We start from the raw sequence: 15,028 nt of genomic DNA on the forward strand, positions 1-15,028 counted from the left end.
GATGTCGCAAGCCGCGATGCCGACGATCCCGCGAACCTCGCACGCGGCCGCCAGCACATTGGCGCGGCGCGGCTCGAGCAGCGATTCCTCGGTCAGCGTGCCCGCCGTGACGAAGCGCACGATGCCGCGCGCGACCAGCGACTTGGAGGCGCGGCCTTCCTTGCGGGCGCGCTCCTTGGCCTCGGCGGGGGTCTCGGTCTGCTCGGCGATGGCGACGCGGCAGCCTGCCTTGATGAGCCGCGCGAGGTAGCCCTCGGCCGCGTGCACCGGCACCCCGCACATCGGGATCGGCTGCCCCAGATGCTCGCCGCGCGTGGTCAGTGCGATGTCGAGCACCTGGCTCGCCGTCTTCGCGTCCTCGAAGAACAGTTCGAAGAAGTCGCCCATGCGATAGAACAGCAGGCAGTCACCTGCCTCTTCGCGCAGCGCAAGGTACTGCGCCATCATCGGAGTCGCGCCGGAAGTCATGCCAGCAGCGTTAGCGGCGCACCTGTCATTTTGGGAAGCGGGGTGGGACATCCTTTCCCCTATCGCGTCGCGATTTCATCCGTTAGGGCCTCTGGCAAATCTGGGGAGATCAAGCTTTGTCCGATAAGTCCAAGGTCCAGTTCACCGATCGCGAGGCGCTGTTCTACCACCAGACCCAGCGCCCGGGTAAGATCGAGATCATCGCCTCCAAGCCGATGGCCACCCAGCGCGACCTCAGCCTCGCGTATTCGCCGGGCGTCGCCGTGCCGGTGCAGGCCATCGCCGACGATCCCGCCACCGCCTACGACTACACCGCCAAGGGCAACCTCGTGGCCGTGATCTCAAACGGCACCGCGATCCTGGGCATGGGCAACCTCGGCGCGCTGGCGTCGAAGCCGGTGATGGAAGGCAAGGCGGTCCTGTTCAAGCGCTTCGCCGACGTCGATTCGATCGACATCGAACTCGCCAGCGAGGACACCGATGCGCTGATCGAGGCCATCGCGATGATGGAACCCAGCTTCGGCGGCATCAACCTTGAAGACATCAAGGCGCCGGAATGCTTCATCATCGAGCAGACCCTGCGCGAACGCATGAACATCCCGGTCATGCACGACGACCAGCACGGCACCGCGATCATCGCGGCGGCGGGCCTCATCAACGCCTGCCTCATCACCGGTCGCAAGCTGGACGAGATCAAGGTCGTGGTAAACGGCGCGGGCGCCTCGGCGCTGGCCTGCACCTCGCTCATCAAGTCCATGGGCGTAAAGCATGAGAACGTGCTGGTGTGCGACACGCGCGGCGTCATCTACCCGGGCCGCGAGCGCGTGGACCAGTTCAAGTCCGCCCACGCCGTCTCGACCGACAAGCGCACGCTGACCGAAGCCCTCGTTGGCGCTGACGTCGTCCTCGGCCTCTCGGCCAAGGGCGCGATCACTCCCGAGATGGTCAAGTCGATGGCGCCCGAGCCGATCATCTTCGCGATGGCCAACCCGGACCCGGAGATCACCCCGCCCGACGCCAAGGCGGTGCGCCCCGACGCGATCGTCGCCACCGGCCGTTCGGATTACCCGAACCAGGTCAACAACGTGCTCGGCTTCCCCTTCATCTTCCGCGGCGCGCTCGACGTGCGGGCGACCGCGATCAACGAGGAGATGAAGATCGCCGCCGCCACCGCCATCGCCGAACTGGCGCGCGAGCAGGTCCACGAGGACGTCGCGGCGGCCTACGGCGGCGAGACGCAGCAGTTCGGCCGCGACTACATCATCCCCGCGCCGTTCGATCCGCGCCTGATGGAAGTGGTGCCGATGGCCGTGGCCAAGGCCGCGATGGATTCGGGCGTTGCCCAGAAGCCGATCGAGGACTTCGAAGCCTACCGCGACCAGCTCAAGGCCCGCCTCAACCCGACCACCTCGGTCCTCACCCGCGTCTACGAGCAGCTGAAAGCCAACCCCAAGCGCGTGATCTTCGCCGAGGCCGACAACGAAGTCGTCCTGCGCGCCGCGATCCAGTACCGCGACTTCGGCTACGGCGAGCCGATCTTGGTCGGCCGCACCCAGACCATCCTCGACCGGATGGCGGACCTCGGCGTGCCCAACCCCGAGAGCTTCCACATCGAGAACTCGATGGTGTCCGAGCACGTCCAGCCGATGGTGGAGATGCTCTACGACCGCTTGCAGCGCCGCGGCTTCCTGAAGCGCGACGTGCAGCGCATGTGCAACACCGACCGCAACATCTTCGCCTCCGGCCTGCTCAAGCTGGGCGTCGGCGATGCGATGGTGACGGGCATGACCCGGCCCTTCGCGCAGTCGATGAAGGAAGTGCGCCGCGTGCTCGACCCGGCCGAGGGCGAACTGCCCTGCGGCATTCACATGATGGTCGGCAAGAACCACACCGTCTTCATGGCCGACACCACCATCAACGAGCGCCCCACCGCCGAGGAACTGGTGGTCATCGCCAAGGAAACCGCCGCCGTCGCCCGCAAGCTGGGCCACGAACCGCGCGTCGCCTTCCTCAGCTACTCGACCTTCGGCAACCCTGCGGGCAAGTGGCTCGACGCCACGCGCGAGGCGATCCAGCTGCTTGACCAGCAGCAGGTCGACTTCGAATACGAGGGCGAGATGGCCCCCGACGCGGCGCTTAACCCCAAGATCATGGAACTCTACCCGTTCTGCCGCCTGTCCGCTCCGGCGAACGTGCTGGTCATGCCGGGCCTGCAGTCGGCCAACATCTCGGCCAAGCTGCTCAAGGAAATCGGCGGCACGACCTCGATCGGGCCGATGCTGCTGGGCATGGAAAAGCCGGTGCAGATCGTGCCGATGACCGCCATCGCGCCGGACGTTCTCACGCTTGCCGCACTGGCGGCTGCGGGGATTACGGGCTGAATTTGAAGGGGAGCATGCAGGGGTTTACCACCCCTGCCCCCCGTATACCGTCGAGGTCGTGCGCGAAGCGACGTCGTTCCGCCAAGGCTTCGTCGGGAGACTTATAAAGCCTGCGGCGCAATTCCGCTGGCATATCCCCACCCTCGTCATTGCGGGCGCAGCGACGACAGTATGGGGGTCTGGGGCGATGCCCCCAGGACTTCTACTTCCGCCTGTAACGGAAATACCAGACCTCATGCCCGTAAACCGTACGCGCCTTGTGCTCGTAGCGCGTCTGCGGCCAGCCGCCCGGGCGAACCTGAAAGTCGCCGGGCTTCTCGCATAGCCATTCGAACTGTTCGGTATGCCGCTGCATCACCATCAGCGCATGGCGCAGGTAGATCGCGTGGTCGGTGCCGAAGCGGAACTCGCCGCCGGGCCTGAGCTTGGCGGCGAACATTTCGACCGGGCCGTCGTTCATCATCCGGCGCTTGGCGTGGCGCGCCTTGGGCCAGGGGTCCGGGTGCAGCAGGTAGAGGAACGAGAGCGAGCCGTCCGGAATGCGTGCCAGCGCTTCCAGTGCATCGCCGTGATGGATGCGCACGTTGCCGATCGGCGGGTGCGCGCCGTTGTCGCCGCTGACGTGGGTAAGCGCCTGCGCCACGCCGTTGAGGAAGGGCTCGGCGCCGATGAAACCGTGGTCGGGTAGCATGTCGGCACGCTGCGCCATGTGCTCGCCGCCGCCGAAACCGACCTCGAAGTGGAGCGGGCGATCGTCGCCGAACAGCACCTGCGCGGTGATCGGGCCGTCTTCGGGCATGGAGATACGCGGGAGCAGGTCGTCGACGAGGCTCTGCTGCGCAGCGCGCAGGGGTTTGCCCTTGGCGCGGCCGTAGAGGCGGTTGAGCGTGGTCGGATCGCCGGATTTGTAAGCCGTCATGGCGCGCGCCGATACACAAGGGGGGCGGGACTCGCAATCGGGCATAGTTGCGCGGCGCAACTTGGCGGACCGAAATGCGGATTGCCGAGCATGTGTCGCCCTGCTTTATCCCGGTCATGCTGCGCGCCATCTTCCTCCTCCTCGTCTGCCAGCTTGCGGGCGAAGCGATCCATCGAATCACCGGCCTGCCCCTGCCCGGCGCGGTCATCGGCATGGTGCTGCTGGTCGGATGGCTGGCGCTGGTCCCGCGCGAGCGGCCGACGCTGACCGTGGTGACCGGCTGGCTCACCGCGCACCTGTCCATCATGTTCGTGCCCGCCGCCGTCGGGCTGATCGAGGAAGGCCCGGTTCTTTCGCGGTACGGCGTGGGGCTGGTGACGGCCACGGTGGCCTCCACGCTGCTGACGCTGATCGTGACGGCGCTGGTATTCCGCTGGGCCTTCGTCCGGTTCGCGCCGGAGGGCGAGGCGTGAGCGATCCCGCACTGCTGGCGAGCCCGCTGCTCTGGCTGACGGTCACGCTGGGCGTGTTCGAGGTCTTCGACTCCCTATCAAAGCGCTGCGACCGCCATCCGCTGCTGCATCCGGTGCTCTGGAGTACGCCGGTGCTGATCGCCTTGCTGCTGGCGAGCGGCACCTCCTACGAGACATACAAGGCCGCGACCTTCCCGGTCAGCTTCCTGCTCGGCCCGGCGGTCGTCGGGCTGGCGGTGCCGGTCTGGCGCGAGCGGGCACGCATTCGCCGGCTGGCCATACCGATCGTGCTGGCGCTGGGTGCGGGCGCGGTGACCTCGATCGTCAGCGCGGTCGGCGTGCTGGCGCTTTTCGGCGCGCCGCGCGAGATTCTCGCCTCGATCGCGCCGAGGGCGACCACCACGCCCGTCGCGATGGCGGTGGCGGGACAGCTTGGCGGCGTCCCGGCGCTGGCGGCGGTGATCGTGCTGTTCGCGGGCGTCTTCGGCGCGATGGTCGCGACGCCGCTACTCAATGCGCTCGGTCTGGGTGACTACCGCGCGCGCGGCTTTGCCCTCGGCGTTGCCGCACACGGGATCGGCACCGCGCGGGCGTTTCAGGTGGACGCGACGGCTGGCGCGATGGCGAGTCTGGCGATGGCGCTCAATGCCGTGGTGACGGCGGCAAGGCCCGGCCGCTCACAAAACAACGGCCCGCCCCTCGAGAGGGCAGGCCGCCTTGGTTCCTGCAAGGGGTGCAGGGTAATCTGGCTTATGCCGCTTCGGCAGCCTCGTCCGGATCGCGCAGGACGTAGCCGCGGCCCCACACCGTCTCGATGTAGTTGGCGCCGCCGCAGGCATGCGCGAGCTTCTTGCGAAGCTTGCAGATAAAGACGTCGATGATCTTCAGCTCAGGCTCGTCCATGCCGCCGTAAAGGTGGTTGAGGAACATTTCCTTGGTCAGCGTGGTGCCCTTGCGCAGCGAAAGCAGCTCCAGCATCGCGTACTCCTTGCCGGTCAGGTGCACGCGGGCGCCATCGACCTCGACCGTCTTTGCGTCGAGGTTGGTGACCAGCTTGCCGGTGCGGATGACCGACTGCGAGTGGCCCTTGGAGCGGCGCACGACGGCGTGGATGCGGGCGATCAGTTCCTCGCGGTGGAACGGCTTGGTCACGTAGTCGTCCGCGCCGAAGCCGAACGAGCGGACCTTGCTGTCCATCTCAGAGATGCCCGACAGGATCAGCACCGGCGTCTGCACCTTGGCGACGCGCAGCTTCTTCAGCACGTCGTAGCCGTGCATGTCGGGCAGGTTGAGGTCGAGAAGGATGATGTCGTAGTCGTACAACTTGCCCAGATCGAGGCCTTCCTCGCCCAGATCGGTGGAGTAGACGTTGAATCCTTCCGCCGTCAGCATGAGCTCGATAGCCCGGGCCGTGGTCGGTTCATCCTCGATCAGCAGCACTCGCATGGGTCGGTTCCTTCTTGCCCCCGATGCCCGCGGCTGACGCAGCCTTTTGCGGACATTGCGTTGTATTAACCATATGACCAATGAAGGTTAAAGGTTAATTCGTCGTAAACGCCGGATTTTCCCTTAAGTATTTCAAACGTGGTTTCCGGCGTGACGGCGCGCGAACCGCGCCATTGCTCACCAGAACGGCGGACGGTGGTTAATGTTAAGGAAGCCGCGCAAGAAAATGCAAACGATTCGAGGCAGGCCGATTCTTAACCCGCCACGGCCTTCGCTACCTGCATCGGCTGACGGCCGCGGCGCATGCGCTCGGCCGGGCGGTCGATGCGCTTGAGGTAGCTCCACAGCCCGCACTGCAGCCCGATCAGCATCAGGATGAACGGCTGGAAGGCGATGCCGACGAACAGCGAGCCGATCATGTAGACGACCTGCGCCAGTTGCAGCGCCACCGCGAGCGGTGCGGCCCAGGCTTCGTCAGGCTCCTTGCGATTCTTCCAGCGACGGCGGATCATCTCCATCTGCACCACGCCCGAAAGCTGGAGCAGCAGCCACAGCGCGAAGCCGGGGATGCCCTGCTCGCCCAGCATCTCGAAGTAGCTGGAGTGGAACGCGCGGCCGGTCTCGACGACGGGGGTGCGGGTAATCGTCACGTTGCTGCCGGTGGTCTGGCTGGAGACTGTGTCGTAGGCGACCTTGCTGGACAGGTAGACCTCGAAGCCGCCGCCCATCGGATGGTCCTTCACATAGCCCAGCGTCCACTTCCACACACCGATTCGCGTGCTGGCGGACTGGTCGGACTTGTGATCCTCGATCGTGTTCATGCGCTGCATGTAGGATTGCGGCAGAAACGGCACGACTACCACCAGCGCCAAAGCCATGCCCGCCGAGATCAGCACCCGATTCTTCGCCGTGCGCAGATAAAGTCCGAACAGGATCGCCAGGCAGACCAGGCCGGTGCGCGCTTGGGTGCCGATCGGGATCAGCGAGCAGGCGAAGATCAGCGCGCCGGTGAACAGCCAGACCTTCCAGTCGGGCGGAAAGATCGTGCCATATCGCGCCAGCCACACCGCCACCGGAATCAGCGCGATGGCGACGCAGGAGATGATCGAGCCTTCGTAGAGCCCGGTGTTGTTCTCCACGAAGATGATGAGGCTGCCGTAGCCGCCGCCGCCCATCGCCGTCTTCAGCCCGCCGTCGATGATCAGCGCGCTCGCCGAAAGCACCATCGCCAGCGCCACCGCCTCGATTCGCAGGCGCGTGCGCAGGGTCAGCGGCAGGAAAAGCGCGAAGACCAGTGCCTTCCACACCCACGACCACTTGGTCAGCGCTTCCTCGGGATAGTCGGCGGTGAACGTCGTTATGGCGCAGTAGAGCAGCAGCAGCCCGATCAGGCCCTGCCGCCAGCTGAAGCGCGAATCGCGCTTGTCATCGAACACCAGCCAGCCGAGGAACGCCGCCGAAAAGGCGATGAGCGAGATCGGCAGGCGCGTCAGGAAACCCCACGAGATGATCTGCGGCGCGACGATGTCGACGTAGAGGTAGCACAGCACCCAGAGGAACGGCCGCTTGAAGCCGAGCAGCATCATCGCCGCGAAAAAGCCGGTCAGCGCGAGGTTAAGCATCGCCGTGCCCCTCCTCTTCACCGGCCACCCGATTGACGCGCATCGGCGTTCCGGGCTTGCGGCTCGGGCGGGCCTGCGAATCGCCCCCTTCCGAATCGAGGTCGGGCCGCCACAGCAAGCGCCATGCGGCGAGCAGCAGCAGTCCGTGCGATATGGCAAGGGCAAGGATGTCGACCATCGACAGCCGCGTTAGCAGCGCCAAGTTGACGGCGCGTTAAGCGTTCCCCGCTAGGAAATGCAGCTTATGACCCGCATTCTTCACGTGCTCGACCATTCGCTGCCGATCCACAGCGGCTATACTTTCCGCACGCGCGCGATCCTGAAAGCGCAGCAGGCGCTGGGCCTCGACGTGCGCGGCGTGACCGGCCCGCGCTACAACGAGGGCGACGAGGTGGTCGAGGAACACGAGGGACTCCTGTTCCACCGCGTCGGCGGCAAGGTTTCAGGCCCTCCGGTCGTGCGCGAGTGGCGTGAGATCGCCCTGTTCGCGGCGGGAATCGAGAAGGTGGTGCAGCAGTGGCGTCCCGACGTCATCCACGCCCATTCGCCGGTCCTGTGCGGACAGGCCGCGCTCAAGGTCGCCCGCAGGTACGGCATTCCCCTCGTCTACGAGATTCGCGCTTTCTGGGAGGACGCCGCTGTCGGCAACGGCACCGGCAGCGAGGGTTCGCTCAAGTACCGCCTCACCCATGCGCTCGAAACGCATGTGGTGCGCAAGGCCGACGCGGTGGTGACGATCTGCGAGGGGCTGCGCGCCGACCTCGCCACGCGCGGGATTCCCGAGGACAAGATCACCGTCATGCCCAATGGCGTCGACCTTGCCCTGTTCGGCACGCCGCTGCCGCGTGACGAGGCGTTTGCCGCGCAGCTCGGCTTCGACGGCCCCGTGATCGGTTTCATCGGCAGCTTCTATGACTACGAAGGACTCGACGTGCTGATCGACGCGATGCCCGCTCTCGTTGCCCGCCAGCCGCGCGCCAAGCTGCTGATGGTCGGCGGCGGCCCGCGCGAGGAGGCCCTGCGCGCGCAGGCGGCAGCCTCGCCCGCAGCCGGGGCCATCCACTTCGTCGGCCGCGTTCCGCACCACGAGGTGGACCGCTACTACGCGCTGTGCGACGTCATGGCCTACCCGCGCAAGAAGAGCCGCCTGACCGACCTCGTCACGCCGCTCAAACCCCTCGAGGCGATGGCACAGGGCAAGCTCGTTGCCGCCAGCGACGTGGGCGGCCACCGCGAGCTTGTCACCGACGGCTTGACCGGAGTGCTGTTCACCCCCGACGATGCATCCGCCTGCGCCGAGTCGCTGGCACGGCTGCTCGATGCCCGTGACGAGTGGGAATCCTACCGGATTGCGGGCCGCAAGCACGTGGAAACCCGGCACGATTGGGCCGAGAATGCCCGTCGTTATCCTCTCGTTTACCAAATGCTGGCAGCAAAGACCGATCAAGCAGGGCTGGGAGCCGCCGCGTGAGCACAGGTCCCGGTTCAAGACATAAGGGTAATGCAGTGGCCGACACCAAGCTCACCATCGAGAGCGGCACCGAGGGCGCGGGCGCCAACGCGGGAACCGGCGGACAGCCGATCACGCGCCACCCGCTGTTCCCGGCGATCGTCGCACTGTGGTTCGGCGCGCTCGCCGGGCTTGGCAGCGTGATCGTCAGCTCCTCGACGATCGAGGGACTGGTGCTGGCGCTTGGCATCGACAAGGTGATCCCGATGGCCGCGCCGCCGCTCGGCACGACGATGCGCATCCTGCTGGCGCTCGGCATGACCGGCCTCGGCGCTGCGATCGGCGGCCTGATCGCCCGGCGCATCGCCCGCCCCGCCGCCCTGCCCGCAACCGACGCCGCCGAAGGCGATGAGATCGAGCAGGCCGCCGCCGCACCCGCGCCGACCGCGCGTCGCCGCCGTGCCCTCGCCATCGAGCCCGAAGCGGCCCCCGTCGCCGAAGAGCACGCACCGCTGCCCGGCGCACCAACCGACCCTCGCATCCTCAACGTCGCCGATTTCGACATCGACAGCTTCGACGAAGGCCACGACCAGCCCGTGTTCCGTCGCCCGGTGGAAGCTGCCGCCATCGACAGCACCGCCGACGATGCCGACGAGGACGACAACCTGCCTGCATGGCTCGATGCCGAAACCGCCTGGCGCGAGCCCGAATCGACGTTCGGCGCCGATCGCGGCGTGTTCACGACGCCTCCCGGCGCACAGATCTTCAAGGCCGAACTCGACGCCGCCGAGGAGGCCGCTCGCGAATACGTCGAAGCGCCCGTCGGCAGCCGTCTGTTCGAAGCCTATTCACGTGAATTCTCGCCCCGCAGCGACGTAAAGGCCGATGCGGCGCCGGAAACGGTCGAAGATCCTCTGGCCGGCGCCACTTCCAGCCTCGAAAGGGCCGCACCCGGCTTCAAGCTGCTGCCGCGCCTGCCGCAAGGCGACTGGCGCGCGCCCGAGGCCGAACTCGAAGCGGAAGAAGCGCCTGCGTGGTCCGTACCGGCCTTCGCGGCACCTGCTGCGGAAGAATCGCCTTCTGACGAAGCGCCCTCCGGCATCGAGATCGTCGCTTTCCACGAAGAGCCCGCGCCGTTCGCGGCTCCCTTCGAAGCGGAACCGGAAGCTCCGGCCGAAACTTTCGTTGATGCCGTGGAGGAACCGCGGTCGAGCGCCCGCATCGCCGATGCCGACCTCGGCTCGCTGTCGCAGGTCGAACTGCTCGAACGCCTCGCGCTCGCTATGGAGCGCCGCCGCGAGGATGCGCGCCGCGCCGCCGAGGTAGCCGTCGTGATCCCGCAGGCCATCGTCACGCCATTCGCCGCGCCGATCGTCGAGGCTGAGCCCGAAGCGCAGGACGGTTACGTCGAAGCTCATCTGCCGAAACCCGCCCCGTCGTGGCCCGCCGCCGTACCCAGCGCGCTGCGCCCGATCGCGCTCGATCCGATCGACGATGCCGTCGAGCCGCTGGAAGGCTTTGTCCCGCCCCGCCACATCGGCCTCACCTCGAGCGAAGAGCGCCCGGGCTTTGACGAGCGCTTCGACCCGCACGCGGCCATCCCCTTCCCCAGCAGCCCGTTCCCGCACACCGCCTTCGAGGCGGAACCGGAAGCCGCTGAAGATGAGGAAGAGGATTCGGTCCTGCAGCAGGGCTATGCCTCGCTGTTCAACCTTTCGCGTCACGCAGCCGTCCGCAAGCCGTTCCTCCAGTTCGGCGATCCCGACGAGGCAGGCGACGAGATCGCCCATGCCACCCCGGTGGACTCCGCCGAGGAAATCCAGGAGGAAAGCCAGGAATTCGCGCTGTTCGGCCGCCCGGTCCTTCTCCCCGACCCCACCGGCGAAGCTCCGGCGGACTATGAGGAACGCCCCTTCGACGCCCCGCGCAACGACCCGGAGGCCACCGAACGCGCCCTGCGCGCGGCGCTCGCCACGCTGCAGCGCATGAGCGGAGCGGCCTGAAACCGCCCCTCGAGCACCTCAAGCGGATTCGAAAACCCCCGTCCGGCGCAATCCGGGCGGGGTTTTTGATAATAAAATGCCGGGAAATCCGTCATCCGCGCCATCTTGCTGCGCAGCTAGCCGTGTTCGCCATTGCAAAACGGTCCCTGAATCGTCATGGGGACCGTGGGGTCACTATGCCGCGTGGGGTCGTTCGTACGATTCGGTGCGAATCCGCAGGCATGCCCAGTGATCCCCTGCCAAATGGCGCCAAAAAAACACAGGATGGGTTTATATCGATGGGATTTCCTAAGCCCCAGGGCCTCTATGACGCGCGCAATGAACACGACGCCTGCGGTGTGGGCTTCGTCGCCCATATCAAGGGCCAGAAAAACCACGCGATCATTACCCAGGCTCTGGAGATTCTGAAAAACATCGACCACCGCGGTGCGGTGGGCGCCGACCCCTTGCTGGGCGACGGCGCTGGTATTCTCACCCAGATTCCCGATGCGCTGCTGCGCACCTGGGCCACTTCCGAGGGCCTCGAACTGCCGCAGGCGGGCGACTACGCGGTCGCCATGTGCTTCCTGCCGCAGGACGATGCCGCGCGCGAGATGATCGTCTCGATCTTCGAGAAGTTCATCAAGAAGGAAGGCCAGCACCTGATCGGCTGGCGCGACGTGCCCGTCACGCTCGACGGCCTCGGCAAGACCGTGCTCGAATCGATGCCGGTGATCCGCCAGTGCATCGTCGGGCGCGGTGAAAGCTGCGCCGACCAGAACGCCTTCGAGCGCAAGATCCTGGCGATCCGCAAGCAGACCCAGAACCCGCTGGCGGCGCTGGCCGAGAAGCATGACATGCCGGGGCTCACCGAGCTTTACATGCCCAGCTTCTCGACCCGCACGATCGTCTACAAGGGCCTGCTGCTGGCAACCCAGGTGGGCTCGTTCTACGACGACCTGCGCAACCCGGAATTCGTCTCGGCCCTCGGCCTCGTGCACCAGCGCTTCTCGACGAACACCTTCCCGAGCTGGAAGCTGGCGCACCCGTTCCGCTTCATGGCGCACAACGGCGAGATCAACACCGTTCGCGGCAACGTGAACTGGATGAACGCCCGCCGCCGCACCATGGAATCGGAACTGCTCGGCGCCGATCTCGACAAGATGTGGCCGCTGATCCCGCACGGCCAGTCGGACACCGCGTGCCTCGACAACGCGCTCGAACTGCTGATCGCGGGCGGATACTCCATGGTTCACGCCATGATGATCCTGGTGCCCGAGGCATGGGCGGGCAACCCGCTGATGACCCCGGAACGCCGCGCGTTCTACGAATACCACGCCGCGCTGATGGAGCCGTGGGACGGCCCCGCCGCCGTCGCCTTCACCGATGGCCGCCAGATCGGCGCCACGCTGGACCGCAACGGCCTGCGCCCGGCGCGCTTCCTCGTCACCGACGATGACCTGTGCGTCATGGCGTCCGAGAGCGGCGTCCTTCCGATCAAGGAAGACAACATCGTGCGCAAGTGGCGTCTCCAGCCCGGCCGCATGCTGCTGATCGACTTCGAGGAAGGCCGCATCATCGAGGACGAGGAGATCAAGACCAAGCTGGCCGAGGCCGAGCCCTACGAAGAGTGGCTCGACCGCACGCAGTACAAGCTGGCCGATCTCGACGTGATCGAACCCGAACTGGCCGAGCTGCCCAAGCCCACCGGCACGCTGCTCGATCGCCAGCAGGCGTTCGGCTACACGCAGGAAGACACCACGCGCTTCCTCGAACCGATGGCCGTAAACGCCGACGATCCGCTGGGTTCGATGGGCACCGACACGCCGATCCCGGTGCTGTCGCACAAGTCGCGCCTGCTCTACGACTACTTCAAGCAGAACTTCGCGCAGGTCACCAACCCGCCGATCGACCCGATCCGCGAGGAACTGGTGATGAGCCTGGTCACCATGATCGGCCCGCGCCCGAACCTGCTGGGTCATGACGCCGGCACGCACAAGCGCCTCGAAGTCAGCCAGCCGATCCTGACCGACCTCGGCCTCGCCAAGATCCGCTCGGTGGAGGCCGCGCTCGACGGCGCGTTCCGCACCGGCACCATCGACATGACCTGGGACGCCAAGACCGGCGCAGCGGGTCTGGAGCTGGCGATCAAGGAAATGTGCTGGGCCGCGACCGAAGCGGTGCTGGCGGACAAGAACATCCTGATCCTGTCCGACCGCAGCGTCGGGCCGGACCGGATCGCCATGCCCGCGCTGCTGGCGACGGCGGCCGTCCACCACCACCTCGTCCGCCAGGGCCTGCGCATGCAGACCGGCCTTGTCGTCGAAACCGGCGAAGCGCGCGAAGTGCACCACTTCTGCGCTCTGGCGGGCTACGGCGCCGAAGCGATCAATCCCTACCTCGCGCTCGAGACCATCGAGGAAATGCGGGTCCGCAAGAACCTGCCGGTCTCGGCCGAGCAGGCGGCGAAGAACTACGTCTACGCCATCGGCAAGGGCATCCGTAAGGTCATGTCCAAGATGGGCATCTCGACCTACCAGTCGTACTGCGGCGCGCAGATCTTCGACGCGGTCGGCCTGTCCACCGCGTTCGTCGACAAGTACTTCTCCGGAACCGCCACCACCATCGAGGGTGCGGGCCTTGCCGAGATCGCGGAAGAGACCGTGCGTCGTCACGATGCGGCTTACGGCGACAACCCGGTGTTCAAGAACATGCTCGACGTGGGCGGCATCTACGGATCGCGCGTGCGCGGCGAGGAACATGCCTGGACCAGCGAGAACATCGGCCTGCTCCAGCACGCCGTTCGCGGCAACGTGCCCGAAAAGTACCGCGCCTTCGCGCAGACCATCAATGACCAGTCGGAGCGCATGCTCACGATCCGTGGCCTGATGGACTTCGTGCCCGGTCAGTCGATCCACATCGACGACGTCGAGCCCGCGAGCGAGATCGTGAAGCGTTTCGCCACCGGCGCGATGAGCTACGGCTCGATCAGCTGGGAAGCGCACACCACGCTGGCCGTGGCGATGAACCGCATCGGCGGCAAGTCGAACACCGGCGAAGGCGGCGAAGACCCCAAGCGCTTCAAGCCGCTGGACAACGGCGACACCATGCGCTCGTCGATCAAGCAGGTTGCTTCGGGCCGCTTCGGCGTCACCACCGAGTACCTGGTCAACGCCGACGACATCCAGATCAAGATGGCGCAGGGCGCAAAGCCCGGTGAAGGCGGCCAGCTGCCGGGCGACAAGGTGGACAAGACCATCGGCGCCACCCGTCACTCGACCCCGGGCGTCGGCCTGATCTCGCCGCCGCCGCACCACGACATCTACTCGATCGAAGACATCGCGCAGCTCATTCACGATCTCAAGAACGTGAACCCGACCAGCCGCGTCTCGGTCAAGCTGGTGTCCGAAGTGGGCGTGGGTACGGTTGCGGCGGGCGTCTCCAAGGCGCGCGCGGACCACATCACGATCTCGGGCTACGAAGGCGGCACCGGCGCTTCGCCGCTGACCTCGCTGACGCACGCGGGCTCGCCCTGGGAGATCGGCCTCGCCGAAACCCAGCAGACCCTGCTGCTCAACAACCTGCGCAGCCGCGTGGTGGTCCAGGCCGACGGCGGCCTGCGCACCGGCCGTGACGTCGCGGTTGCAGCCCTGCTCGGCGCCGAGGAATTCGGCTTCGCCACCGCGCCGCTGATCGCGGCGGGCTGCATCATGATGCGCAAGTGCCACCTCAACACCTGCCCGGTGGGTGTCGCCACGCAGAACCCGGTGCTGCGCGCGCGCTTCACCGGCCAGCCCGAGCACGTCATCAACTACTTCTTCTTCGTGGCGGAAGAACTGCGCGCGATCATGGCCGAACTCGGCTTCCGCACCATCCCCGAGATGGTCGGCCGCGTCGATCGCCTCGACATGAAGAAGGCCATCAGCCACTGGAAGGCCAAGGGCGTCGATCTCTCCAAGGTGCTCTACCAGGCACCGCTGGGCGACGGCCCCTCGCTGGGCTGGAGCGAAGTGCAGGACCACGGCCTCGAACACGCGCTCGACAACGCGCTGATCGAGGGCGCTGCCGATGCTCTGGAAAAGCGCGAAGCCGTCCGCATCGAAAAGCCCGTCATCAACGTCAACCGCACGGTCGGCGCGATGCTTTCGGGCGAAGTCGCCCGTCGCTACGGCCATGACGGTCTGCCCGACAACACGATCAACGTGAAGCTCACCGGCGTCGCCGGCCAGAGCTTCGCCGCCTGGCTTGCCCACGGCGTCACGCTCGACCTGACCGGCGATGCCAACG

At 66.5% G+C, this 15,028-nt stretch carries 10 protein-coding genes and 1 pseudogene; 6 read left to right on the forward strand and 5 right to left on the reverse strand.

What is annotated here, in order from left to right:
* A partial coding sequence (locus ACYPYD_RS25715) for a MutS N-terminal domain-containing protein (RefSeq protein ID WP_459666385.1) occupies window positions 1-468 on the reverse strand: 468 nt, incomplete at its 3' end.
* A 116-nt stretch (window positions 469-584) separates the two neighbouring features.
* On the opposite strand from ACYPYD_RS25715, the gene ACYPYD_RS25720 reads away from it, so the two are divergent.
* The gene (locus ACYPYD_RS25720; protein ID WP_459666387.1) at window positions 585-2,849 is read left to right on the forward strand and encodes an NADP-dependent malic enzyme; all 2,265 of its coding nucleotides are present in this window, start codon (window positions 585-587) and stop codon (window positions 2,847-2,849) included.
* Between the two features lie 202 nt (window positions 2,850-3,051).
* On the opposite strand, the gene trmB is transcribed toward ACYPYD_RS25720, so the two are convergent.
* Window positions 3,052-3,768 (reverse strand): tRNA (guanine(46)-N(7))-methyltransferase TrmB, encoded by a 717-nt coding sequence (trmB, locus tag ACYPYD_RS25725; protein WP_459666389.1) that lies wholly within the window; start codon window positions 3,766-3,768, stop codon window positions 3,052-3,054.
* Between the two features lie 116 nt (window positions 3,769-3,884).
* Here trmB and ACYPYD_RS25730 point away from each other — a divergent pair, with 116 nt between their 5' ends.
* Complete coding sequence (locus ACYPYD_RS25730) at window positions 3,885-4,241, forward strand: CidA/LrgA family protein (protein WP_459666392.1); 357 nt, start codon at window positions 3,885-3,887, stop codon at window positions 4,239-4,241.
* Window positions 4,238-4,906 (forward strand): annotated as a pseudogene (locus tag ACYPYD_RS25735) (LrgB family protein); the annotation flags it as partial. The gene ACYPYD_RS25730 and the pseudogene ACYPYD_RS25735, both read left to right, overlap by 4 nt.
* A gap of 85 nt (window positions 4,907-4,991) precedes the next feature.
* On the opposite strand, the gene ctrA reads toward ACYPYD_RS25735, so the two are convergent.
* The 3 genes from ctrA to ACYPYD_RS25750 form a co-directional block, all read right to left on the reverse strand.
* Window positions 4,992-5,687, reverse strand: a complete 696-nt coding sequence (gene ctrA / locus ACYPYD_RS25740; protein WP_008832472.1) for a response regulator transcription factor CtrA — start codon at window positions 5,685-5,687, stop codon at window positions 4,992-4,994.
* Between the two features lie 254 nt (window positions 5,688-5,941).
* A complete protein-coding gene (locus tag ACYPYD_RS25745; protein WP_459666394.1) occupies window positions 5,942-7,309 on the reverse strand; it encodes a putative O-glycosylation ligase, exosortase A system-associated in 1,368 nt (455 codons plus the stop codon).
* Window positions 7,302-7,487, reverse strand: a complete 186-nt coding sequence (locus ACYPYD_RS25750) for a hypothetical protein (RefSeq protein WP_036525866.1) — start codon at window positions 7,485-7,487, stop codon at window positions 7,302-7,304. Before ACYPYD_RS25750 ends, ACYPYD_RS25745 begins: the two co-directional genes overlap by 8 nt.
* A gap of 66 nt (window positions 7,488-7,553) precedes the next feature.
* Between ACYPYD_RS25750 and ACYPYD_RS25755 the strand changes: the two genes are divergently transcribed.
* From ACYPYD_RS25755 to gltB, 3 genes are all read left to right on the forward strand, one after another.
* On the forward strand, window positions 7,554-8,780 hold the full coding sequence (locus ACYPYD_RS25755; protein ID WP_459666397.1) for a TIGR04063 family PEP-CTERM/XrtA system glycosyltransferase: 1,227 nt from the start codon (window positions 7,554-7,556) through the stop codon (window positions 8,778-8,780).
* A gap of 35 nt (window positions 8,781-8,815) precedes the next feature.
* Window positions 8,816-10,762 (forward strand): hypothetical protein, encoded by a 1,947-nt coding sequence (locus ACYPYD_RS25760; protein ID WP_459666399.1) that lies wholly within the window; start codon window positions 8,816-8,818, stop codon window positions 10,760-10,762.
* Between the two features lie 278 nt (window positions 10,763-11,040).
* Window positions 11,041-15,028 (forward strand): glutamate synthase large subunit (gltB, locus tag ACYPYD_RS25765; protein ID WP_459666402.1); only part of this gene is annotated, 3,988 nt, incomplete at its 3' end.

Source organism: Novosphingobium sp. 11B (assembly GCF_054589055.1).

Excerpts from the sequence above, each read along its gene's own strand:
- trmB (WP_459666389.1), bottom strand. The coding sequence starts at position 3,768 with ATGACGGCTTACAAATCCGGCGATCCGACCACGCTCAACCGCCTCTAC.
- ACYPYD_RS25730 (WP_459666392.1), top strand. The coding sequence starts at position 3,885 with ATGCTGCGCGCCATCTTCCTCCTCCTCGTCTGCCAGCTTGCGGGCGAA.
- ctrA (WP_008832472.1), bottom strand. The coding sequence starts at position 5,687 with ATGCGAGTGCTGCTGATCGAGGATGAACCGACCACGGCCCGGGCTATC.
- ACYPYD_RS25745 (WP_459666394.1), bottom strand. The coding sequence starts at position 7,309 with ATGCTTAACCTCGCGCTGACCGGCTTTTTCGCGGCGATGATGCTGCTC.
- ACYPYD_RS25750 (WP_036525866.1), bottom strand. The coding sequence starts at position 7,487 with ATGGTCGACATCCTTGCCCTTGCCATATCGCACGGACTGCTGCTGCTC.
- ACYPYD_RS25755 (WP_459666397.1), top strand. The coding sequence starts at position 7,554 with ATGACCCGCATTCTTCACGTGCTCGACCATTCGCTGCCGATCCACAGC.